Annotated in this window: 20 protein-coding genes and 1 tRNA gene; 3 read left to right on the forward strand and 18 right to left on the reverse strand. The window is 72.5% G+C overall.

What is annotated here, in order from left to right; genetic code table 11:
• Positions 1–15 precede the first annotated feature (15 nt).
• The 15 genes from atpE to lysA form a co-directional block, all read right to left on the reverse strand.
• Complete coding sequence (atpE, locus tag IG63_RS0101910; protein ID WP_030482691.1) at positions 16–225, reverse strand: ATP synthase F0 subunit C; 210 nt, start codon at positions 223–225, stop codon at positions 16–18.
• 96 nt (positions 226–321) lie between these two features.
• Positions 322–1,152, reverse strand: a complete 831-nt coding sequence (atpB, locus tag IG63_RS0101915) for a F0F1 ATP synthase subunit A (RefSeq protein ID WP_245604254.1) — start codon at positions 1,150–1,152, stop codon at positions 322–324.
• Entirely contained in the window at positions 1,149–1,430 is a 282-nt protein-coding gene (locus tag IG63_RS0101920; protein ID WP_084596490.1) for an AtpZ/AtpI family protein, read from the reverse strand. Before IG63_RS0101920 ends, atpB begins: the two co-directional genes overlap by 4 nt.
• A gap of 30 nt (positions 1,431–1,460) precedes the next feature.
• A complete protein-coding gene (locus tag IG63_RS0101925; RefSeq protein WP_157209978.1) occupies positions 1,461–1,958 on the reverse strand; it encodes a Cg1360 family ATP-synthase-associated protein in 498 nt (165 codons plus the stop codon).
• A 115-nt stretch (positions 1,959–2,073) separates the two neighbouring features.
• Positions 2,074–3,210 carry a glycosyltransferase family 4 protein gene (locus tag IG63_RS0101935; RefSeq protein ID WP_036194151.1) on the reverse strand — a complete coding sequence of 379 codons (1,137 nt, stop codon included), beginning with the start codon at positions 3,208–3,210 and terminating at the stop codon, positions 2,074–2,076.
• A gap of 6 nt (positions 3,211–3,216) precedes the next feature.
• Positions 3,217–3,951, reverse strand: coding sequence for an L-threonylcarbamoyladenylate synthase (locus IG63_RS0101940; RefSeq protein WP_245604256.1), 735 nt, complete (start codon positions 3,949–3,951; stop codon positions 3,217–3,219).
• A 5-nt stretch (positions 3,952–3,956) separates the two neighbouring features.
• A complete protein-coding gene (gene prmC / locus IG63_RS0101945) occupies positions 3,957–4,802 on the reverse strand; it encodes a peptide chain release factor N(5)-glutamine methyltransferase (protein ID WP_084596491.1) in 846 nt (281 codons plus the stop codon).
• A complete protein-coding gene (gene prfA / locus IG63_RS0101950; RefSeq protein ID WP_030482698.1) occupies positions 4,799–5,872 on the reverse strand; it encodes a peptide chain release factor 1 in 1,074 nt (357 codons plus the stop codon). Before prfA ends, prmC begins: the two co-directional genes overlap by 4 nt.
• A gap of 126 nt (positions 5,873–5,998) precedes the next feature.
• Complete coding sequence (rpmE, locus tag IG63_RS0101955; RefSeq protein ID WP_030482699.1) at positions 5,999–6,214, reverse strand: 50S ribosomal protein L31; 216 nt, start codon at positions 6,212–6,214, stop codon at positions 5,999–6,001.
• 229 nt (positions 6,215–6,443) lie between these two features.
• Entirely contained in the window at positions 6,444–6,812 is a 369-nt protein-coding gene (locus IG63_RS0101960) for a response regulator transcription factor (protein ID WP_030482700.1), read from the reverse strand.
• A gap of 162 nt (positions 6,813–6,974) precedes the next feature.
• A complete protein-coding gene (rho, locus tag IG63_RS0101965) occupies positions 6,975–9,026 on the reverse strand; it encodes a transcription termination factor Rho (RefSeq protein WP_030482701.1) in 2,052 nt (683 codons plus the stop codon).
• A gap of 193 nt (positions 9,027–9,219) precedes the next feature.
• On the reverse strand, positions 9,220–10,194 hold the full coding sequence (gene thrB, locus IG63_RS0101970) for a homoserine kinase (RefSeq protein ID WP_245604258.1): 975 nt from the start codon (positions 10,192–10,194) through the stop codon (positions 9,220–9,222).
• A gap of 10 nt (positions 10,195–10,204) precedes the next feature.
• A complete protein-coding gene (thrC, locus tag IG63_RS0101975; RefSeq protein ID WP_030482703.1) occupies positions 10,205–11,284 on the reverse strand; it encodes a threonine synthase in 1,080 nt (359 codons plus the stop codon).
• A 14-nt stretch (positions 11,285–11,298) separates the two neighbouring features.
• Complete coding sequence (locus IG63_RS0101980; RefSeq protein ID WP_030482704.1) at positions 11,299–12,618, reverse strand: homoserine dehydrogenase; 1,320 nt, start codon at positions 12,616–12,618, stop codon at positions 11,299–11,301.
• Between the two features lie 60 nt (positions 12,619–12,678).
• Positions 12,679–14,082 (reverse strand): diaminopimelate decarboxylase, encoded by a 1,404-nt coding sequence (lysA, locus tag IG63_RS0101985; protein ID WP_030482705.1) that lies wholly within the window; start codon positions 14,080–14,082, stop codon positions 12,679–12,681.
• A 39-nt stretch (positions 14,083–14,121) separates the two neighbouring features.
• Between lysA and IG63_RS0101990 the strand changes: the two genes are divergently transcribed.
• Positions 14,122–15,276 carry a cytochrome P450 gene (locus tag IG63_RS0101990; protein WP_030482706.1) on the forward strand — a complete coding sequence of 385 codons (1,155 nt, stop codon included), beginning with the start codon at positions 14,122–14,124 and terminating at the stop codon, positions 15,274–15,276.
• Here IG63_RS0101990 and argS read toward each other — a convergent pair.
• Entirely contained in the window at positions 15,254–16,909 is a 1,656-nt protein-coding gene (gene argS / locus IG63_RS0101995) for an arginine--tRNA ligase (protein WP_030482707.1), read from the reverse strand. The two genes, IG63_RS0101990 and argS, sit on opposite strands and share 23 nt — an antisense overlap.
• Before the next feature lie 90 nt (positions 16,910–16,999).
• Here argS and IG63_RS0102000 point away from each other — a divergent pair.
• Positions 17,000–17,072: transfer RNA gene (locus IG63_RS0102000), tRNA-Arg, on the forward strand.
• A 183-nt stretch (positions 17,073–17,255) separates the two neighbouring features.
• Here the strand turns inward: IG63_RS0102000 and IG63_RS21235 are convergent.
• Both IG63_RS21235 and IG63_RS0102010 read right to left on the reverse strand, forming a co-directional pair.
• Positions 17,256–17,780 carry a CAP domain-containing protein gene (locus IG63_RS21235; protein ID WP_030482708.1) on the reverse strand — a complete coding sequence of 175 codons (525 nt, stop codon included), beginning with the start codon at positions 17,778–17,780 and terminating at the stop codon, positions 17,256–17,258.
• A gap of 260 nt (positions 17,781–18,040) precedes the next feature.
• Positions 18,041–18,565: a CAP domain-containing protein gene (locus tag IG63_RS0102010; protein WP_030482709.1), complete on the reverse strand. Its 525-nt coding sequence runs from the start codon at positions 18,563–18,565 to the stop codon at positions 18,041–18,043.
• 236 nt (positions 18,566–18,801) lie between these two features.
• On the opposite strand from IG63_RS0102010, the gene IG63_RS0102015 reads away from it, so the two are divergent.
• A complete protein-coding gene (locus IG63_RS0102015; protein ID WP_030482710.1) occupies positions 18,802–22,632 on the forward strand; it encodes a multifunctional oxoglutarate decarboxylase/oxoglutarate dehydrogenase thiamine pyrophosphate-binding subunit/dihydrolipoyllysine-residue succinyltransferase subunit in 3,831 nt (1,276 codons plus the stop codon).
• The last annotated feature ends 2 nt before the right edge of the window (positions 22,633–22,634 follow it).

Below are 22,634 nucleotides of genomic sequence, written 5' to 3' on the forward strand. Positions count from 1 at the left end.
CTAGGGGTTGCGTCGTCAGAGTGGCAGGACGAACGCGAGCGCGACGGTGATGATGAACAGCGCCTCGGCGAGCACGAAGCCCAGGATGGCGATGGACTGCAGCCGGCTCTGCGCCTCGGGCTGGCGGGCGACGCCGGAGATGAACGCGGCGAAGATCAGGCCGATGCCGACACCGGGGCCGATGGCCGAGAGGCCGAGACCGACCAGGTTGATGGAGCCTTCCACGGCTTTTTCCTTTCGTCGTTCGGCACCGGAACTGGTGCCGACTTATCTGGCGAGACTTGCGGGGTGTGCAGTTGTGGAACGCGGGCTGCGCGAGCCTCAGTGCTCGTCGGCGAGGGCCTCGCCGATGTACATCGAGGTCAGCAGCGTGAAGACGTAGGCCTGCAGGAACATCACCAGCGCCTCGAGGAAGCTGACGCCGATGCCGAGACCGAAGGAGAGGATGCCCACCGCGCCGTAGAGCAGGTTGCCGCTGGAGAGCAGCGCAGCGCCACCGGTGGCGAAGAGGATCAGCAGCAGGTGGCCGGCGAACATGTTGCCGAAGAGTCGCAGCGTCAGCGTGACGGGGCGCACCAGGATGTTGGAGAAGAACTCCAGCGGCACCAGCAGGATCAGGATCGGGCCCTTGACGCCGCCCGGCATGGTCGCGTGCTTGAAGTAGCCGAGCACGCCGTGCTTCCACATGCCCACGCCGATGTAGGTGAACCAGGCGATCAGCGCCAGCGGGACGATGTAGCCGATGCGCGAGAAGGTCGGGAACTGCAGGAACGGGATGATCCCGTAGTAGTTGTTGACCAGGATGAAGAGGAAGAGCGAGAACAGGTAGGGCACGAACTTCATGAAGTGCTCGCTGCCGATGTTGTCGCGGGCCAGCGTGTTGCGCACGAAGCCGTAGACCGCCTCACCGGCGAACTGCAGCCGCCCCGGCACGACCGCGGACTTGCGGGACGCGGCGTAGGTGAAGCCGATGATGATGACCGCCGAGAGGACGATCAGCAGCATCGACTTGGTCAGGCCGAACCCGGCGACCTCCGCCCACGGCGGGAGCTCGAAGCTGCCGGGACCGGGGGCCACGAACTCGCCGCCCTCGCCGGAGGCGGCGAGGGGCTGCACGGCGGTCGGGGCCTGGATCACGTCGAGGACGCTCACTCTCTCTCCTCAGTCCTGCGCTGCTGGTGCTCGTCGAGCGGCGTGCCCAGGAGGCCGTACCGCTTCAAGGTCATGTAGATGCCGAGGCCGGCGCCCACCAGGATGCCGACGGCCACCAGGAACGAGGTCCCCCACCATCGGTCCAGCAGCCAGCCCAGGAATCCGTAGAACGCCACGCCCGCGACCACGTAGCCGAATGCCTGCCAGGGGTCGCCTCCACCCTGTCTCGGCGTCTGCTCGGGGTCGGTGCCGGCAGACAGGGGCTCCTGCTGTGACATCGCGCTCCGGACAATAGCAGTGGTGGGGACTCACGTCGTACCCACCTCCGGGCCGGCGGACGCGTCCTCGGGGGAGGTCGTGCGAGCCGTGTCGGAGGGGAGGTCGAAGTAGGGCTGGCGCGAGCGCATCAGGCCCCTGACCTGCAGCGCGAGCCAGACCACGGTGGTGGCGATCACGGTGCCGCCCAGCCACGGGCCCGCGACGGCGTCGCGGGCCTCCGCGGAGCTCTGCAGCACGACGTACGCCGCGAGCAGCAGGACCACCTGCAGGGTGTAGGTCATCAGCGCCACGACGAGGGACATCGCGGGCGACACCTCCGTCACCCAGGCGAGCACGACGCTGCCCAGGCCGAGGGAGGCGCAGGTGAGCACGACACCGACCAGCACGCCCCAGACACCCGGGGCGCCGGTGGTGACGGCGGCGGCGACACCGAGGACCAGCCCGATCGCGACCGTGACCAGCACCGGGGTCCAGCCCCGGCGGGGCGCCCTCGTGGGGCTGCCCTGGTCTGCGGCGGTCGTCGTCATCGGCGGCCTCATCTGCGTCGTCGGGCCCCGCTGCGTGAGCGGGAACCAGGCGGTCGTCGGTGCTTGTGAAAAGTAGCACAAGCGCTGCTCGGGCCGCCAATCGCGCGGGCCCGCCTCACCCCTGCAGCGCTTGCGGACGCTGCACCCGGGGCACCACGAAGGTCAGCACGACGGTGAGGACCAGCCCCGCGGCGAGGGTCCCGTAGGTGAGCGGACCGCGGTAGAGCCCGATCAGCACGCCGCCGAAGGCCACCAGCCCCGCCCACAGCCACATGATGAAGACGGCCCGGCGCTGGCTGTGGCCGATCTCGAGCAGCCGGTGGTGCAGGTGCTCCTTGTCGGGCTGGTAGAAGGCCTGCCCGCGGCGCGTGCGGCGCAGCACCGCCAGCACGAGGTCGACCAGCGGCACCAGCAGGATGGTGATGGGCAGCAGGATCGGCAGCAGCAGGATCAGCGTCGAGTCGCCGGTCCCGCCGTCGCGCTCGACCGTCACCGTGGCGAACTGCCCGGTCAGCGTGAGCGCCGACCCGGCCAGCACCAGGCCCAGCAGCATCGAGCCGGAGTCACCCATGAAGATCCGCGCGGGGAAGAAGTTGTGCGGCAGGAAGCCGGCACAGGCGCCGCCCATCGCGGCGCAGAGCACGGCGGCGGTGATCGCGAGCGTCTCGCCGTTGAAGGCGGCCAGGGAGTAGGAGAAGACGAAGAAGGCACCGGCGCCGATCAGCACGACCCCGCCGGCGAGGCCGTCGAGGCCGTCGACGAAGTTGACGGCGTTCATGGTGCCGACGATGAGCACGACCGAGAGCAGCTGGGCCTGCGTCGGGTCGAGGGTGAGCTGTCCGAGACCGAGCCACTCCGGGGTGTTGAGCGAGTAGAGCCGGACCTCGTTGAGCACCAGCACCCCGGCCGCCAGGATCTGGCCGCCGAGCTTGGTCAGGGCGTCGAGCTCGATCAGGTCGTCGACCACGCCGACGAGGCAGATCATGGCGCCGGCGGCGAGCACCCACATCGAGTCGTGCAGCACGGTCGGCTGGGAGGTGGAGAGGAAGGGCAGGTGGAAGGCCAGCAGGAGCCCGGCCGCCAGCCCACCGAGCATGGCCACTCCCCCGAAGTACGGGATCGGCGTGGCGTGGACGTCGCGGTCGCGGACCCGCGCCACGGCGCCGGAGCGGATCGCCGCCTCGCGGGCGACCACGCACAGCAGGTAGCTGACCGTGCTCGCCACCAGGAAGACGGCCAGGTACTCACGCACCCCGGGTCACGCCTCCCCGGCGTCCCTGTGGGGGTCGCTGCCGGCCTCGCTGCCGGGGTCGCCGTCGGGGTCGCCGAGCTCCTCGGTCGAGGCGCCGAGGCCCTCGAGCAGCCGGCGGAGCTCGGCGAGTGCGAGCGCGCCCTCGCGCAGCACACGGGGGGTCTCGGTGGTGCAGTCGAGGATGGTGGAGGCGAGCCGGTCTCCGGGCTGCTCGCCCCGGGGGCCGCCGTCGAGGATCACCGCGACGGCGTCGCCGAGCATCTCCTCGGCCTCCTGGGCGGTCGAGGCCGCCGGGCGCCCGGTGAGGTTGGCCGACGAGACGGCCAGCGGCCCGGTGCGGCCCAGCAGGTCGAGCGCCCCCTCGTCGTCGGGCATCCGCACGGCGACCGTGCCCATCGTCTCGCCGAGGTCCCAGCGCAGCGAGGGCTGCTCGCGGCACACGACCGTCAGCGGGCCGGGCCAGCACTCCGCGACCAGGCCCTTAACCCAGGCCGGCACCTCGGTGGTCAGCGCGTCGAGGGTCGTCGGGGTCGAGACGAGCACGGGCGGCGGCATCTCACGACCGCGACCCTTGGCCTCCAGCAGCCGGCGCACCGCGTCGGCGTCGAAGGCGTCGGCCCCGATGCCGTAGACGGTGTCGGTGGGCAGCACCACGAGCCGCCCCTTGCGGCAGGAGCTGACGGCGGCCGCCAACCCGCGCTCGCGGGACTCGGGGTCGGAGAGGTCGTAGAGCTCGGCCACGCCGCTCATGGTGCCAGTCGCGCCGTCACGAAGCGTGGACGACCTGCCAGGTCGCGGTGGTCGCGCACGTCGCGCCAGCGTCCGGTGGCGGCGAAGACGGACACCGCGCTGCTCCCCTGCACGTCGGCGTGCTCGGCCCCCACGACGCCGCCGGGACGCAGCAGCCGGGCGGCCACCCGCTCCAGCACGCGCATCGCGTCGAGGCCGTCGTCGCCCGACCAGAGCGCGAGTGCCGGGTCGTGGTCGCGGGCCTCGGGAGCCACCCCGTCGTAGGCCTCCAGCGGGACGTAGGGCGGGTTGCACACCACGACGTCGACGCCCCCGTCGAGGTCGCCGAAGGCGTCGGCCATGTCGCCGAGCCGCAGGTCGACCCCCGTGCCCTCGAGGTTGCGCTCGGCCCAGCCGTGGGCCGACGGGTCGAGCTCGACCGCGTGGACCTCGGCGCCGGGGACCTCGTCGAGGACGCTGCGTGCGATCGCACCCGAGCCCGTGCACAGGTCGACGACGACGACACCCGGGCCGGCGTGCTCGATCGCCCAGCCGGCGAGCAGCTCGGTCTCGGGACGCGGGCAGAAGACGCCCGGCCCGACGACCAGGTCGACGTGGCGGAAGGAGGTGGTGCCGGTGAGGTGCTGCAGCGGCTCGCGCGCGCTGCGGCGCGCGACCAGGGCGCCGTACGCCGCCTCGTCGGCGGGGGCAACCGCGTCGACCAGGGGCAGCTGGCCGCGGGTGGTGGCCAGCACGTGGGCGAGCAGCTCGGCGGCGTCGTGCTCGGGGCTGGCGACCCCCGCCGCGGCGAGCCTCGCGGCGGCGTCGCGCACGAGGGCACGCGCCGTCACGATCGCGCTCACTCGCCGAGCGCCTCGAGCCGGGCGGCGGTGTCGGCCTCGACGCTGGAGTCGACGACGGCCTGCAGGTCGCCGTCGAGCACCCGGTCGAGGTCGTAGGACTTGTAGCCGGTGCGGTGGTCGGAGATGCGGTTCTCCGGGTAGTTGTAGGTGCGGATCCGCTCGGAGCGGTCGACGGTGCGCACCTGCGAGCGCCGGGCGTCGCTGGCCTCGGCGTCGGCGGCCTCCTGCGCCGCCGCGAGCAGCCGGGCCCGCAGGATCCGCATCGCCTGCTCGCGGTTCTGCAGCTGCGACTTCTCGTTCTGGCAGCTCACCACGATGCCCGAGGGCAGGTGGGTGATGCGCACGGCGGAGTCGGTGGTGTTGACGCTCTGGCCGCCGGGTCCGCTGGAGCGGAAGACGTCGATGCGCAGGTCGTTGTCGTCGACCACGACGTCGACCTGCTCGGCCTCGGGGAAGACGAGCACGCCCGCGGCGCTGGTGTGGACGCGGCCCTGGCTCTCGGTGACCGGCACCCGCTGCACGCGGTGCACGCCGCCCTCGAACTTCAGCAGGGCGTACGGCGCCTCGCCCGGCTCGGGGGTGCCCTTGGCCTTGACGGCCACGGTCACCGACTTGTAGCCACCGAGGTCGGACTCGGTGGCGTCGAGCACCTCGGTGGTCCAGCCGCGGCGCTCGGCGTAGCGGGAGTACATCCGCAGCAGGTCGGCGGCGAAGAGCGCCGACTCCTCCCCGCCCTCGCCGGACTTCACCTCGAGCAGGACGTCCTTGCCGTCGGCGGGGTCGCGCGGCACCAGGAGGTGGCGCAGCCGCTCCTCGGCCTCGGCGCGGCGGGCCGCGAGCTGGGTGGCCTCGGCCGCGAAGGCCTCGTCCTCCCCCGCCAGCTCACGGGCGGCCTCCAGGTCGTCGCCGAGGCGCTGCCACTCCGCGTGCGCGCGCACGACGGCGCCCAGCTCGGCGTACCGCTGGCCGAGCCGTCGGGCCAGCACCGGGTCGCTGTGGACGGCCGGGTCGCCCAGGCGCTCCTCGACCTCGGCGTACTCCCGCTCGAGCGCGGAGACGGCGTCGAACACGGATCGCTCCCGCCTACCTGTCGGTCCCGCCAGCCAGCTGGCGGGTCGGCCACGTGCCTGCTCGGGGAGCAGGTGGGAAGTGCTGGTCGCACCGGTGACCCGCTGGGACCAGCACCTCCGCGCGAGCTACTTGGCCTGCTTCTTGGCGTAGCGAGCCTCGAAGCGGGCGACGCGGCCGCCGGTGTCGAGGATCTTCTGCTTGCCCGTGTAGAACGGGTGGCAGTTGGAGCAGACCTCGGCGCGGATCTCGCCGCTGGCCTGGGTGCTGCGCGTGGTGAACGAGTTGCCACAGGTGCAGCGCACCTGGGTCTCGGTGTACTGCGGGTGGATGTCCTTCTTCATGGTGTCCTCTCACGAGTGGAGCACCGGGTCGCACGGCGGTCAGGACGGACCGTCGGCGTGAACCGGCGCCAGCGGAGAAGTCTGCCACCCGCAGCGCCTGCGGCGCGAATCGTGGGCGGCGGACCTCGACGGTGGGCTCAACGCCACGCCCGCGCGATCTGTTCCGCGCCCGCGTGGGCCGCGCAGGGCGCCTCCGTGGGCGCCTCCGTGGGCGCCGTGGCTCCGTGGCTCAGCGGCGGGCGAGGACCGCGGACACGCGGGAGGCCAGCTCGCGGGGGCTGAAGGGCTTGACGATGTAGTCGTCGGCGCCCGCCTCGAAGCCCTGCTCGATGTCGCTCTCCTGGGCACGCGCGGTCAGCATGATGATCGGCAGACCGTCCATCGCGGCGTCCTGGCGCAGGGCGCGGGCGGCGTCGAGGCCGCTCATGCCGGGCATCATCACGTCGAGGATCACCAGGTCGGGCTTCTCGGCCGTGCAGGCCTCCACGGCGGCCGCACCGTCGCCGACCGGCACGACGTCGTGCCCGCCGTGCCGGAGCTTGAAGACGACCAGCTCGCGGATGTCCGCGTCGTCGTCCGCGATCACGATGCGCGCCATGTCACCCGTGCTTTCTCGTCGTGTCTTCCGCAGGACAGCATATCTACACCAGTGCCGTCTGCGTGGGCATATCGGACGGTGCTCCGGCCCGACATCCTCCCTCGGACGACGCGCGCCGCCGTCATCGGCCGCTCGCGCGTCTCACGGGTCGGACGCCGCCGCTCAGAGCCGGTGGTCCCGCTGCACCTGGCGCAACAGCTCCAGGTTGGTGGAGGTGCCACGCATCCGCTCCAGCAGGGTCTCGAGCGCCGTCGCGTCGTCGGACGCCGCCAGCGAGCGCCGCAGGTCGGCCAGGATCGCCAGCTCCTCCTCGCCCACCAGGTGCTCGGCGTGCCGGGTCCCCGACCTGACCGCGTCGACCGCGGGCGAGAGCTGCTTCTCGGCGAGGTCGCTGCGCAGCCGCAGCTCGAGGTTGCCGCTGTCGCGCAGCTCCTCGAAGAGGACCTCGTCGATGCTGGAGCCGGTCTCGACGAGTGCGGTCGCGACGATGGTCAGCGAGCCGCCGTTCTCCACGTTGCGCGCCGCCCCGAAGAACCGCTTGGTCGGGTAGAGCGAGCCGATGTCGACCCCGCCCGGCAGCGTGCGCCCGTTGCCCGTCGCGGAGAGGTTGTAGGCGCGGCCGAGCCGGGTCAGCCCGTCGACCAGGAGCACGACGTCGTGACCCAGCTCGACCAGCCGCTTGGCCCGCTCGAGCGCGAGCTCGGCCACCAGGGTGTGGTCGGACGGCGGGCGGTCGAAGGTCGAGCTGATCACCTCACCCTTGACCGAGCGCTCGAAGTCGGTGACCTCCTCGGGACGCTCGTCGACCAGCACCATCATCAGGTGGCACTCGGGGTGGTTGGTGGTCAGCGCGTGCGCCATCGCCTGGAGCACCGCGGTGCGGCCCGACCGCGGCGGGGCGACGACGAGACCACGCTGTCCCTTGCCGACGGGAGCCACCAGGTCGACCACGCGGCCGACCAGCTCGCCGGGGGCCGTCTCCAGGCGCAGCCGCTCGGAGGGGTGCAGCGGCGTGAGCTTGGCGAAGTCGACGCGGTGGACGGCGACGTCGGGGTCGCCGCCGTTGACGCTGTCGATGCGCACGAGCGGGTTGAACTTCTCGCGGCGCTCCCCCTCCCGGGGCTGCCGGACCTGGCCGGCGACGGCGTCACCGCGGCGCAGGCCGTGCTTGCGGACCATCGACATCGAGACGTAGACGTCCTCGGACCCGGGCAGGTAGCCGCTGGTGCGCACGAAGGCGTAGTTGTCCATCAGGTCGAGGATCCCGGCGCAGGGCGCCAGCACGTCGTCCTCGAGGATCTGCAGGTCGGGCTCGCGACGGTGGCCGCCCTGGCTCCCGCTCGAGGCGCTCTGGCCGCCGCTCTGGCCGCCGCCCTGGCTCGACTGCTGCGGCTGGTTGCCCTGGCGGTCGCGACCGCGACGCCGGCGGTTGCGCCGGCTGCCGCCCTGCTCGTCGTCGTCGTCGTTCTGGCGGTCGTTCTGGCGCTCGTTCTGCCGGTCGTTCTGGCGGTCGCTCTGCCGGTCGTTCTGGCGCTCGTTCTGGCGGTCGCTCTGCCGCTGGCTCTGGCGGTCGCCCTGCCGCTCGTTCTGCCGATCGTTCTGGCGGTCGCTCTGCCGGTCGCCCTGCCGGTCGTTCTGGCGGTCGTTCTGGCGGTCGCCCTGCCGGTCGTTCTGGCGCTCGTTCTGACGCTCGTCCTGGCCGTCCGACTTCCTGCCCTGCATGCCCTGGCCGTCCTGCTTGGGCTGGCCGTCCTGCTTGGGCTGGCCGTCCTGCCTGCCCTGGCCGTCCTGCTTGGCCTCGCCGTCCTGGCGGCGTGCCTGCTGCCGGCGCTCGCGACCCTGCTCGGGCTGCTGCTGGTCCGACGACGCGGGCCGCTCCTCGCGCTCCCGCTCGGCGACGGGGGCGGGCTCCTGCGACGGCGCCGTGGCCTGCTGGGCGCGACGCTCCCGGCGCTCCGCGGCCACGGCCTCGGCACCCGCCGGCTCGGCGCGGTCGGGCGACGGGGCGGCGGAGCGACCGCCCTGGCCCCCGGACTGGTGGGCCTTGATGGCCTCGACGAGCTGCCCCTTGCGCAGGCCGGAGACCCTCAGGCCGAGCCCGGAGGCGATCTGCTTGAGCTCGGGGAGCAGCATGCCCTCCAGGCCCGCCTTGCGGCGGCCGCTGGCCGGGGGCGCGTCGGTGCTGCCGGCGGTCGTGTCGGCGGTGTCGGTCATGCGGGGTCCTCCCCCGGACGGGGCCGCGGCAGACGCCTGCGGCCGTTGCAGGATGGATCAGGTCCGGTGCACCGACCCTCGCCGCCACGAGCAGCGGGAGCGGGGAGCACCCGCGACCGGCGGTACGCGGTGGGCGGTGCGACGTCACGTGGCATCGGGCGGCGCTGAGGCCGCACCGGACGTGTCGCGGGCGTCACGCTAGCACGCGCGCTCCTGGTCCCCCGGCGGCCTGCTCGAGGGTGAGCCACCCGTCGGGGGCGGTCTCGCGGACCAGGTCGACCTGCTCCTGCTCGGAGTACCAGACGTGCTTCTCGTCGTCGCACACGAACGCCAGCACCGTGGGACCCGCGCCGGAGATCACCGCCGGCACGCCCAGGGCGCGCAGCGCCGCCACCAGGTCGAGGGAGTCCGGCATGGCGGGACGGCGGTACTCCTGGTGCAGGAAGTCCTGCGTCGCGAGCAGCAGCACCCGCGAGGAGGGGCGACCCGCGCTGCCGACGAGGTGGGCGCCGAGCAGCGCGGCCCGGCCGGAGTTCTGCGCCGCGACGGCGTGCGGGACCGAGTCGGGCAGCAGCCCCCGGGCCAGCTCGGTGCGGACGCCGTGGGGCGGCACGACGACGACCACGCGGCCGGTCACCTCGTGCACGGTCGACCACACCTCGTCACCCCGCTGGCCGCAGATCGCCAGGCCCCCGAGCAGCGCCGGCGCGACGTTGTCGGGGTGCCCCTCCATCTCGGCCGCGAGCGCGAGCAGGTCGGGTCCGGCCGAGCGCACGTCGGCGGCGAGCAGGGCCCGCGCGAGCACCAGGCCGCCCACGATCGCCGCCGAGGAGCTGCCGAGCCCTCGGCTGTGCGGGATCCGGTTGGTGCAGTGCAGCCGCAGCCCCGGGGGCTGCACCCCCACCTCCTCGAAGTAGCGGCGCATCGCCCGGACCACGAGGTGGGTCTCGTCGAGGGCGACGTCGCCGGCGCCCTCGCCGTCGACCTCGACCACCAGCCCGGCCTCGGTGACCTCGCCGACCAGGGTGTCGGTGAGCTCGAGGGCCAGACCGAGGCAGTCGTAGCCCGGGCCCAGGTTGGCGGTGGTCGCGGGCACCTCGACGGCGACGGGGCCCTCGGTCCAGGTGGCGCCGTCGCGCGGACCGGCACCGCTCACGGGATCGCTCACGCGGCGGGCCTCAGCGCAGGCCGGCGGCCTCGGCCGCCGCGTCGACGTCGGCGTCGCACACGGTGTCGACGAGGTCGGTGAAGGTCGAGAGCGCGGTGTCGACGTCCTTGAGGCCGTGGCCCGTCACCGTGACCACGATCCGGCGGCCGTCGTGGCGCACCCCCTCCGAGGCCTCGAGCAGCAGACCGGCCACCCCGGCGGCCGAGGCGGGCTCGACGAAGACGCCGTCGCGCGAGGCCAGCTGGTGCTGCGCGTGCAGGATCTGGTCGTCGTCGACCGCGCGGAAGCTGCCTCCCGACTCCTCGGCGGCGGCGGTCGCCAGCGACCACGAGGCCGGGTTGCCGATGCGGATGGCCGAGGCGACCGTCTCGGGGTCGCTCACGGGGGCGCCGTGCACCAGCGGTGCCGCGCCGGCGGCCTGCCAGCCACGCATCACGGGGCGACGGGTCGCCTCCCCCGCCTCGTGCGCCTCCCGGTAGCCCAGCCAGTACGCCGAGATGTTGCCGGCGTTGCCGGTGGGCAGCACGTGCAGGTCGGGGGCGTCGCCGAGCGCGTCGACGACCTCGAACGACGCGGTCTTCTGGCCCTGCAGCCGCATCGGGTTGACCGAGTTGACGAGCGAGACCGGGTAGTGGTCGGCGAGCCCGCGCGAGAGTCGCAGGCAGTCGTCGAAGTTGCCGCGCACCATGATCACCTGGGCGCCGTGCACGATCGCCTGGGCGAGCTTGCCGGCCGCGATCTTGCCCTGCGGCACCAGCACCAGCGGCTTGACGCCCGCGCGCGCGGCGTACGCCGCCATCGACGCCGAGGTGTTGCCGGTGGAGGCGCAGACCACGGCCTGGGCGCCCTCCCCGACGGCGACCGAGAGCGCCACGGTCATGCCGCGGTCCTTGAAGGACCCGGTGGGGTTGTCGCCCTCGACCTTGAGCCACACCTCGCCGCCCGTGACCTCGGAGAGCCACGGCGAGTCGACGAGGGGGGTGCCGCCCTCGCGCAGCGTGATGGTCGGGGTGTCGGCGGGGATGTCGAGGCGGTGGCGGTACTCCTCGAGCACGCCCCGCCACTGCCGCGTGGTGGTCCCTCCGGTCACGCCGGTCGTCCCCGTCATTCCGACTCGCCCTCCACGCGCATCACCGAGGAGACGTCGCGCACGTGCGGCATCCCCCGCAGCGTCTCGACGGTCGCGGCGAGGTCGGCGTCGCTGGCGCGGTGGCTGACCACGACGAGCTGCGCGTCGTCGCCCCGGCCCTCCTGCCGCACGGTCTGGATGGAGACGTCGTGCTCGGCGAAGGCCAGCGCGACCGCCGCCAGCACGCCCGCCTTGTCGTCGACGTCGAGCTGCACGTGGTAGCGGGTCTCGGTCTGCCCCATGTCGAGCACCGGGAGGTCGGCGTACGCCGACTCGCCCGCGCCCCGCACGTCCTCGCGCCGGTTGCGGGCCACCGTGACGAGGTCGCCCATGACCGCGCTCGCCGTCGGGGAGCCGCCGGCGCCCGGGCCGTAGAACATCAGCTGGCCGGCCGCCTCGCTCTCGACGAAGACGGCGTTGTAGGCCTCGCGCACGCTGGCCAGCGGGTGGCTGCGCGGGATCATCGCGGGGTGGACCCGCGCCGAGACCGCGGGGCCGTCGGGGCCGTCCTCGAGCGCGCAGATCGCCAGGAGCTTGACCACGCAGCCCATCTCGGCGGCGGAGGCCACGTCGGCGGCGGTCACCTCGGCGATGCCCTCGCGGTGCACGTCGGCGGCGGTCACCCGGGTGTGGAAGGCGAGGCTGGCCAGGATCGCGGCCTTGGCGGCGGCGTCGAAGCCCTCGACGTCGGCCGTGGGGTCGGCCTCGGCGTAGCCGAGTGCCTGCGCCTGCTCGAGCGCGTCGTGGAAGCCGGCCCCGGAGGTGTCCATGGCGTCGAGGATGTAGTTGGTGGTGCCGTTGACGATGCCCAGCACCCGCGTCACCTGGTCGCCGGCGAGCGACTCGCGCAGCGGCCGCAGGATCGGGATCGCGCCGGCGACCGAGGCCTCGTAGTAGAGGTCGCGCCCGGCCTCCTCCGCCGCGGCGAAGAGCGTGCTGCCGTCCTCGGCGAGCAGCGCCTTGTTGGCCGAGACGACGCTCGCGCCGTGGGCCAGCGCGCTGAGGATCAAGCCGCGCGCCGGCTCGATGCCGCCGATCAGCTCGACCACGACGTCGACGTCGTCGCGGGCGACCAGCGCCTCGGCGTCGGTGGTCAGGAGCGACTCGGGCAGCTCGACGTCGCGCTGCAGCCCCAGGCGGCGTACTGCGACGCCGACCAGCTCGACGGGCGCGCCGACGCGCGCCGCGAGGTCGTCGGCCTGCTCGAGCAGCAGCCGGGCGACCTGCGACCCGACGACGCCGCAGCCCAGCAGGGCCACCCGCACCGCGTTGTTCTCGTTCACGTTCTCAGCCATCGCGGGCCAGTCTCGCACCCCGGGACCCCCGAGCACCGGACACGTCCGGTGCTCGGCACCTCAGTCGGTGGGGTCGACGTCGAGGGCCAGCAGGTCCTGCACCGTCTCGCGGCGTACGACGACGCGCGCCCGGCCGTCGCGCACCGCGACGACGGCGGGTCGGGGCACGTGGTTGTAGTTGCTTGCCATGGAGCGGCAGTAGGCGCCGGTGCCCGGCACGGCGACGAGGTCGCCGGGCGCCACGTCGCCGGGCAGGAACTCGTCCTTGACCACGATGTCGCCCGCCTCGCAGTGCTTGCCGACCAGCCGCGAGAGCAGCGGCGGCGCCTCGGAGGCACGGCTGGCCAGGGTGCAGGAGTAGTCGGCGTCGTACAGCGCGGTGCGGATGTTGTCGCTCATGCCGCCGTCGACGGAGACGTAGGTGCGCACGGCACCGCCGTCGAGCTCGACGGCCTTGACCGTGCCGACCTCGTAGACCGTGCACACGGCCGGACCGACGATGGCGCGTCCCGGCTCGATGGACAGGCGCGGCACCTCCAGCCCGCGGGCGCGGCACTCGTCGTCGACGATCTTGCGCATCTCGGTCGCGAGCTGAGCGGGGTCGGACGGGTCGTCCTGGGTGGTGTAGGCGATGCCGAAGCCGCCGCCGAGGTCCATCTCGGGCAGCTGCACGCCCAGCTCCTCGGAGACCTGCTGCTGCAGGGCGAGCACCCGCCGGGCCGCCACCTCGAAGCCGGAGGAGTCGAAGATCTGCGAGCCGATGTGGGAGTGCAGCCCCAGCAGCTCCAGCCCGGCGGCGTCCTGCACCTGACGCACGGCGGCGAGGGCGTCGCCGCTGCTGATGGAGAAGCCGAACTTCTGGTCCTCGTGGGCGGTGGCGATGTACTCGTGGGTGTGCGCCTCGACGCCCGCCGTGACCCGCACCATCACGCGCGCCTGCCGACCCGTCTGCGCGGTGAGCCGCTCGAGCCGCTCAATCTCCTGGAAGGAGTCGACGACGATGCGGCCGACCTGCAGCTCGAGCGCGGTGCGCAGCTCGGCGTCGGACTTGTTGTTGCCGTGGAAGCCGACGCGCTCCATCGGGAAGCCGGCGCGCTCGGCGACCGCGAGCTCGCCCGCGGTGCACACGTCGAGGTGGAGCCCCTCCTCCTCGACCCACCGCGCGACCTGGGAGCAGAGGAACGCCTTGCCGGCGTAGAAGACGTCGAAGCCCGCGAAGGCGTCGCGGAAGGCGCCCGCCCGGCGGCGGAAGTCGACCTCGTCGAGCACGTACGCCGGCGACCCGTGCTCCGCGACGAGGTCGGTCAGCGCCAGGCCGCCGACGTGGAGCACGCCGTCGACCTTGCGGGCGGTCGTCGACCACAGCTGCGGGACCAGCACGTTGACGTCGGCGGGGTCGCGCAGCCACGCGGGGCCCCTGACGGAGACGGCCGCGTGGGCCCAGCCGGCTTCGTGTGCGCGCACCCCATCAGCGTAGCGACGGCCATGGGCTTGACTGCGCGGGTGACGACACGTGGACCGAGCGCCGAGGAGCTCGCCGGACCGGACGCCGCGACCCACCTCGCGGCGCTGCGCGCGCAGGGGCCCGTGGTCCGCGTCGACGCGGTGGGCGGGTGGCTCGTGACCGGGTACGCCGCCGCGGTCGAGGTGATGCGCGACGCCGAGGCCTTCACCGTCGACGACCCACGCTTCAGCACCGGCCGGGTGGTGGGTCCGAGCATGCTCTCCACCGACGGCGCCGAGCACCGCCGGCACCGCCGGCCCTTCGCAGCGGCGTACCGGCCGAGCCGGGTGGAGCAGCGCCACGCGACGGCGACGCGGGCGCTGGCCGACGACCTGCTCGCACGCGTGACGCCAGGGGGCGGCGCCGACCTGCGGCCGGCGCTGGCCGGACCGCTCTCGGTGCAGGTGATGGCCCGCGTGCTCGACCTCGTCGACGTCGACGCCGACACCGTGCTGGGCTGGTACGCCGCCCTGGTCGACGCCGTCTCCGACCTCAGCGCGGGCCGCACGCCGGGCCCGGCCGCGGATGCCGCCATGACCCAGCTCGCCGAGCAGCTGCGGCACAGCACCGGGCACGACAGCGTGCTCCGCGGGGCCGGCGCCACGCTCTCGCCGGCCGAGGTCGTCTCCGACGCCGCGGTGATGCTCTTCGGCGGCATCGAGACCTCGGAGGGGATGATCCTCAACGCGGTCTCGCACCTGCTGGGGCAGCCCGGTGTGCTCGACCTGGTGCGCGACGACGCCGGCGCCGCCACGGCGGTGGTCGAGGAGTCGCTGCGGCTGGAGCCCGCCGCCGCCGTCGTCGACCGCTACGCCACGCGCGACGTCTCGCTGCACGGCGCCGCGGTGGCCCGCGGCGACCTGCTGCGGGTCTCGCTGGCGGCCGCCAACCGCGACCCCGAGGTCTTCGCCGACCCCGACCGCTTCGACCCGCACCGACCCCGGCTGCGCGACCAGCTCGCCTTCGCCCGCGGTCCGCACACCTGCCTGGCGATGGACCTGGCGAGGCTCGAGGCGCGCGTCGCGGTGCAGGCGGTCGCCGCGCTCCCCGGCGTACGGCTGGTGCGGGCGGAGCCCCCCACCGGTCTGGTCTTCCGCAAGCCCGGCCGCGTGGAGGTGGCCTGGGAGACCGCTACATCCGGTCCGGCGCGCTGACGCCGAGCAGGCCGAGGCCGTTGGCGAGCACCGTGCGGGTCGCCTGCACGAGCAGCAGCCGGGCGCGGTGGAGGTCGGTCGTCTCCTCGTCACCCCTGGGCAGCACGCGGCAGCTGTCGTAGAAGCGGTGGTAGGTGCCGGCGAGCGACTCCAGGTAGCGGGCGACGCGGTGCGGCTCGCGGAGGTCGGCGGCGCTGGCCACGACCTTGGGGAAGTCGGCGAGCGCGCGGAGCAGCTCGCCCTCCTTCTCGTGGTCGAGCAGCTCGGGGTGCGAGGCGGCCTCGACGCCGAGGTCGGCCGCGTTGCGCAGCAGGCTCGCGACGCGGGCGTGGGCGTACTGCACGGTGAAGACCGGGTTGTCGCTCGACTGTCGGGTGATCTGCTCGATGTCGAGCGTCAGCGGGGAGTCGGCCGGGTAGCGCGCCAGCGAGTAGCGCAGTGCGTCGACGCCGATCAGGTCGACCAGCTCGCCGAGGGTGACGATGGTGCCGGCGCGCTTGGAGAGCCGCACCTCCTCGCCACCGCGCACGATCTTGACCAGCTGGCCGATCGGCACCTCGATGTTGCGCTCGGGGTCGTCGCCGGCGCAGGCCACCATGGCCTTGAGCCGCCCGACGTAGCCGTGGTGGTCGGCGCCGAGGAGGTAGAGGCACACGTCGAAGCCGCGCTCGCGCTTGTTGACGTAGTACGCCGCGTCGGAGGCGAAGTAGGTCAGCTCGCCGTTGCTGCGCCGCAGCACCCGGTCCTTGTCGTCGCCGAAGGCGCTGGTGCGCATCCACAGCGCGCCGTCGGCCTCGAAGAGGTGACCCTGCTTCTCGAGCACCTCGAGCGCGTGCTCGACCGCCCCCTCGTCGTGCAGCTGCCGCTCGGAGAACCACACGTCGAAGTGGGTGTTGAAGGACTCGAGCTGCTGCTGCTGCTCGCGCAGCTGCAGCGCGTAGCCCGCCTCGCGGAAGGCGACGGTGCGCTCCTCGCCCTGCAGCTCCAGGATCCCGGGGTTGGCCTCGACCACCTGGCGGGCGAGGTCGGCGACGTACGCCCCGTGGTAGCCGTCGTCGGGCACGGGCAGGCCGAGCGCCGCGGCCTCGAGCGAGGCGCCGAAGAGGTTCATCTGGTTGCCGCGGTCGTTGATGTAGAACTCGCGCGTCACCTCCGCACCCGCCGCGGCCAGCACCCGCGCGATCGCGTCGCCGACCACCGCCCAGCGGGTGTGGCCGAGGTGCAGCGGACCGGTGGGGTTGGCGGAGATGAACTCGACGTCGAAGCGCTGGCCCGCCAGCACCTGCGAGGCGCCGTACGACGCCCCGGCCTCGACGACCGCCGCCGCCACCTGGCCCTGCGCGCCCGCCTCGACGCTGATGTTGAGGAAGCCGGGTCCCGCGACCTCGACGTCCGCGACGCCGGGCGCCTCCCGGAGCTGCTCGGCGAGCTGCTCGGCGAGCGCCCGGGGCGCGACCCCGGCCCGCTTGGCCAGCTGCAGCGCCACGTTGGTGGCGTAGTCGCCGTGGCTGCGCTGGCGCGGCCGCTCGACGGTGACCTCGCTCGGAACGCCGTCGGGCAGGGTGAGACCACCTGCCTCGACGAGGGTGGTGAGGGCCTCGACGACGGCCTCCGACAGCTGCTGGGGAGTCACGGCCCCAGGGTATCGGCGGCACCGGTTGCCAGGACGGGCGGAGTGCCCGGTACTGTTCGGGGTCGCGCCGCGGACACGTCCGTGGCGCTGGCCTCCGTAGCTCAGGGGATAGAGCACTGGTTTCCGGTACCAGGTGTCGCAGGTTCGAATCCTGCCGGAGGCGCCCCCGCACCTCGCCGAGACGTCACTCCCTGACCCGCGAGACGTCACTCCGTGACACTCGAGACGTCACTCCCTGACGTCCCAGCCTCACGGCGGTCAGGCAGTGACCTGTCGGCCGTCAGGCAGTGACCTCTCGGCGGTCAAGCACTGACCTCTCGGCGGTCAGGGAGTGACGTCTCGGCGGTCAGCCGCGGAAGACCTGGGCGACGTAGACGCGGCCGGTGGAGGACGAGCGCCAGGCGTCGATGCCGATGCGGCCGTGCTGGCGCGAGAGGATGTTGCGGCGGTGGCCCGGGGACTTCATCCAGCGCTTGACCAGGGAGCGCGCGCTCATCCCCGAGGAGCCCCAGGCGACGTTCTCGGCCGCGCGGCTGGCGTGGCACTTGCGCATCACGGGGCGCAGCTGCTGGTGGTAGAGCCGGTCACGGGAGGCCATCCGCTTGGTGTGGCGGTAGGCGAAGCGCTTGACGCACTCCCGCATCTGCAGCGCCCGGAGGCCGCGCTTCTTGCGCTCGACGTTGGTCCAGTGCAGGACCTGCTGGTCGAAGCTGGCGCTGACCTTGCGGGCGCCGGACGCCGCCTCGGCGGGTGGCGCCGTCAGCGTGGTGACCGGGACGAGAGCGGCGACGACGGCGAGGGCCGCGACGACGACGGTGACGAGTCGAGGCATGCCACCGGTCCCGGGACCGGTGGAGACGAGGATCGACATGGTGGTTGGTACTCCTGACGTGGGCCCCCCGCGTGCAGTGCATGGCAACTCCGGTGTCGTGGGTGCGGTCCTCCTCCGGGCCGGCAGCGACGGGCACGGCGGTCTCGGGGGCGAGAACGCCGCCGTGCACTCTGGCCCATGGCTGTTGCGCGCGGGTCACCGGGGTGGGCGAAAACCCTCCATACCGGTCATCAGAGACGACGAGGACGCCGGGCCTGCGGCGTGTGCCGCGGGCCCGGCGTCGTCAGAGCGGTGGGGAGTCAGCCGCCGAAGACCTGGCCGGCGTAGACCCGGCCGGTGCGCGAGGAGCGGAAGGCGTCGACGCCGATGTACTTGTACTTCTTGGCCAGCATGTTGGCGCGGTGGCCGGGCGAGAGCCGCCACATGCGGACGGCCTGCCGGCCCGTCATCGAGGGCGATCGGTAGGCGATGTTCTCCCCCACCGTGCGCATGCCGCACTTGTTCAGCACCGGGCGCAGCGCCTGGTGGTAGAAGGCGTCGCGGGCCGCGAGGCGCTTGGTGTGCCGGTAGGCGAAGCGCTCGATGCAGGTCCGCGGCTTCAGCGGCTTCAGGCCGTTGCGCTTGCGGACCACGTTGGTCCAGTAGACGACCTGGGCGTCGAAGTCGGCACTGACGTGACGTGCCCCGGAGCCGGCGTGGGCCGGCGCGGCGACCACCGTCGCGGGCACCGCGAGGCCGGCCAGCGCCACCAGGGTGGCGGTCACGGTCACGACGAGTCGACGCAGGGCGGAGCTGCCGCCGCCGTGCACCATGTGGGTCCGCATTGCTGTTCCTCCTTGAGACCGGTCCCCCGACTGGAATAGGACAAGCCTGGCATATGCGGACGGATAACGCATCCTTTAGTTCACAAAATGTCCGATTCTGACCACATCGCGGGACGTCGCCTCACGACACCGCGCGCTGGCTACGCACGCGTACGGACCGCGGTTCCCTGCGCGCACGCGGGGGGACTAGCCTTGAGGTGGTCATCCACCCCTGCTTGGAAGAGGCGAAGCGAGCCGTGCCGGACTCATCCGAAGACACCGCACTGTCTGGATTCGGAGCCAACGAATGGCTCGTCGAGGAGATGTACGAGCGCTACCGCAAGGACCCCCAGAGCGTCGACAAGGTGTGGTGGGACTTCTTCGACAAGGACGGCGCTCCCGGCGGCAACGGCAACGGCGTCAGCAAGGCCGCCGACGCGGACCAGGAGGCCCCGCGAGCCGCCTCCGAGGCACGGACCGAGAGCGAGGCGGCTGAGCAGGAGCCGGTGCAGCAGAAGGCCGAGAAGAAGGTCGAGCAGAAGAAGGCGGAGCAGAAGTCCGAGCAGCCGGCCAAGCCGAGCACCGCCGACACCCGCTCCTCGGCCACGAAGGCCGCCGAGCGCAAGGCGGCCCCGAAGAAGTCGGCTCCCACCACCGCGAAGTCCCCGGCCACGGGCGACTCCGGCAGCGACGGCGACAGCGTCCCGGCCAAGGCGGAGCCCACCTACACCGTGCTCAGAGGCGCCCCGGCCCGCACGGCGGCCAACATGGACGCCAGCCTCACCGTCCCGACCGCCACCAGCGTCCGCTCCGTGCCGGTCAAGCTGCTGTGGGACAACCGCATCGTCATCAACAACCACCTCGCCCGGGCACGCGGCGGCAAGGTGTCCTTCACCCACCTCATCGGCTTCGCGCTGGTCAAGGCGCTGCGCTCGATGCCGGAGATGAACGTCGGCTTCGACGTCGTCGACGGCAAGCCCACCCTGATCACTCCGGCGCACATCAACCTCGGCCTGGCCATCGACCTGCCCAAGGACGACGGCACCCGCCAGCTGCTCGTGCCGAGCATCAAGGCCGCCGAGGACATGGACTTCGCGCAGTTCTGGACGGCGTACGAGGAGCTGGTGCGCAAGGCGCGCAACGGCAAGCTCACCGTCGCCGACTTCCAGGGCACCTCGATCAGCCTGACCAACCCCGGCACCATCGGCACCAACCACTCGGTGCCGCGCCTGATGAAGGGCCAGGGCGCCATCCTCGGCGTCGGCTCGATGGAGTACCCGCCGGCCTTCCAGGGGGCCTCGGAGGAGACGCTGACGCGCAACGCGATCAGCAAGGTCATGACGCTGACGTCGACCTACGACCACCGCGTCATCCAGGGCGCGCAGAGCGGTGAGTTCCTGCGCCGCATGCACGCGCTGCTGCTCGGCGAGGAGGGCTTCTACGACGAGATCTTCCGGGCACTGCGGATCCCCTACGAGCCGATCCGCTGGTCCAACGACATCTCGGCCAACCACGACGACGAGATCAGCAAGCAGGCGCGCATCCTGGAGCTGATCCACGCCTACCGCGTGCGCGGTCACATGATGGCCGACACCGACCCGCTGGAGTACAAGCAGCGCAGCCACCCCGACCTCGAGGTCGAGAGCCACGGCCTGACGCTGTGGGACCTCGACCGCGAGTTCGCGACCGGCTCCTTCGGCGGCGAGCGCCGCTTCATGAAGATGCGCTCCATCCTGGGCATCCTGCGCGACTCCTACTGCCGCACCGTCGGCATCGAGTACATGCACATCCAGGACCCCGAGCAGCGCCGCTGGATCCAGGAGCGGGTGGAGCAGCCGCACCGCAAGCCCCCGCGCGAGGAGCAGCTGCGGATCCTGCTCAAGCTCAACCAGGCCGAGGCCTTCGAGACCTTCCTGCAGACCAAGTTCGTCGGCCAGAAGCGCTTCAGCCTCGAGGGCGGCGAGACCACGGTCGCGCTGCTCGACGAGATCTGCGAGGCGGCCGCCGAGGCGGGGCTCGACGAGGTCACGATCGGCATGGCCCACCGCGGCCGGCTCAACGTCCTGGCCAACATCGTGGGCAAGAGCTACAGCCAGATCTTCCGCGAGTTCGAGGGCAACATCGACCCCCGCACGGTGCAGGGCTCCGGCGACGTGAAGTACCACCTGGGCGCCGAGGGCGAGTTCGTCAGCGACGCCGGCGACAAGGTCAAGGTCTCGGTCGCCGCCAACCCCTCCCACCTCGAGGCCGTCGACCCGGTGCTGGAGGGCATCGCCCGCGCCAAGCAGGACGTGCTCAACCAGGGCGAGGCCTTCCCGGTGCTGCCGCTGCTGGTGCACGGCGACGCGGCGTTCGCGGGTCAGGGCGTGGTGGCGGAGACGCTCAACCTCAGCCAGCTCCGCGGCTACCGCACCGGAGGCACGGTGCACCTGGTGGTCAATAACCAGGTCGGCTTCACCACCTCCCCCGCCGCCTCGCGCTCCTCGCTCTACTGCACCGACGTCGCCCGGATGGTGCAGGCGCCGATCTTCCACGTCAACGGCGACGACCCCGAGGCGTGCATCCGCGTCGCCCGGCTGGCCTTCGAGTACCGCCAGGCCTTCAACAAGGACGTCGTCATCGACCTGGTCTGCTACCGCCGCCGCGGCCACAACGAGGGCGACGACCCGTCGTACACCCAGCCGCTGATGTACGACCTGATCGAGCAGAAGCGGTCGGTGCGCAAGCTCTACACCGAGTCGCTCATCGGTCGTGGCGACATCACGCTCGAGGAGGCCGAGCAGGTCCTCAAGGACTACCAGCAGCAGCTCGAGCGCGTCTTCACCGAGGTGCGCGAGGCGACCTCGACGCCGCAGGGCTGGACCACGGTGCCGGACTACCCCGAGAAGACCAACGAGGAGTTCACCACCGCGATCCCGCCGGAGACCCTCAAGCGGATCGCCGACGCCTACGTCTCGGCCCCCGAGGGCTTCACGGTGCACCCCAAGGTGCTGCCGCAGCTGCAGAAGCGCTCGGCGTCGATGACCGACGGGCCCATCGACTGGGGCTCCGGCGAGATCCTCGCCATCGGGTCGCTGCTGATGGACGGCCGCACCGTGCGCCTGGCGGGGCAGGACTCCCGGCGCGGCACGTTCGCGAGCCGCTTCGCCACGATCATCGACCGCAAGAACGCGCAGGAGTGGACGCCGCTGTCCAACCTGACCGAGGACCAGGCGAAGTTCTACGTCTACGACTCGCTGCTCTCCGAGTACGCCGCGCTGGGCTTCGAGTACGGCTACTCGGTGGCCCGGCCCGACGCCCTGGTGGCGTGGGAGGCGCAGTTCGGCGACTTCGTCAACGGCGCCCAGACGGTGATCGACGAGTTCATCACCTCCGGCGAGACCAAGTGGGGCCAGCAGTCGGGCGTGGTGCTGCTGCTGCCGCACGGCTACGAGGGCCAGGGGCCCGACCACTCCTCGGCGCGCATCGAGCGCTTCTTGACCATGGCGGCCGACGAGGCCTTCGTGGTGGCGCAGCCGTCGAGCCCGTCGAGCTACTTCCACCTGCTGCGCCGGCACACGCTCGACCGCCGGCACCGGCCGCTCATCGTCTTCACGCCGAAGTCGATGCTGCGCCGCAAGGAGGCGGCCTCGCAGCCCGCGGAGTTCACCAGCGGCACCTTCCAGCCGGCGATCCCCGACGCGGCGGTCGACCCCGCCAAGGTCGACACGCTGCTGCTCTGCAGCGGCCGGGTGACCTGGGACCTGGTGGTGGAGCGCACGAAGCAGCAGGGCGAGGACCTGACGACCGCGATCATGCGGGTCGAGCAGCTCTACCCCAACCCCACCGAGGACGTGCAGGCCGAGATCGACCGCTTCCCCAACCTGCGTGACGTGCGCTGGGTGCAGGACGAGCCGGTCAACATGGGTCCCGCGCCGCACCTGCGGCTCAACATGTTCCCCGCGCTCTCGCAGCCGGTGGAGGTCATCTCGCGCCAGGCCTCGACCTCCCCGGCGGTCGGTCAGGCCAAGCGCCACCAGGAGGAGCTCAAGACGCTGCTCGGGCAGGCCTTCGCCGAGCCGTCGTCGCAGGCGGAGCAGAAGTACTAGGA

The organism is Nocardioides aequoreus (assembly GCF_000720335.1).
In the GTDB taxonomy this organism is placed as follows: domain Bacteria; phylum Actinomycetota; class Actinomycetes; order Propionibacteriales; family Nocardioidaceae; genus Marmoricola; species Marmoricola aequoreus.

Coding starts and splice junctions, on each gene's coding strand:
- IG63_RS0102010 (WP_030482709.1), bottom strand. CDS start 18,565: ATGCGGACCCACATGGTGCACGGCGGCGGCAGCTCCGCCCTGCGTCGA.
- rho (WP_030482701.1), bottom strand. CDS start 9,026: ATGACCGACACCGCCGACACGACCGCCGGCAGCACCGACGCGCCCCCG.
- IG63_RS21235 (WP_030482708.1), bottom strand. CDS start 17,780: ATGTCGATCCTCGTCTCCACCGGTCCCGGGACCGGTGGCATGCCTCGA.
- IG63_RS0101960 (WP_030482700.1), bottom strand. CDS start 6,812: ATGGCGCGCATCGTGATCGCGGACGACGACGCGGACATCCGCGAGCTG.
- IG63_RS0101925 (WP_157209978.1), bottom strand. CDS start 1,958: ATGACGACGACCGCCGCAGACCAGGGCAGCCCCACGAGGGCGCCCCGC.
- IG63_RS0101920 (WP_084596490.1), bottom strand. CDS start 1,430: ATGTCACAGCAGGAGCCCCTGTCTGCCGGCACCGACCCCGAGCAGACG.
- IG63_RS0101980 (WP_030482704.1), bottom strand. CDS start 12,618: ATGGCTGAGAACGTGAACGAGAACAACGCGGTGCGGGTGGCCCTGCTG.
- rpmE (WP_030482699.1), bottom strand. CDS start 6,214: ATGAAGAAGGACATCCACCCGCAGTACACCGAGACCCAGGTGCGCTGC.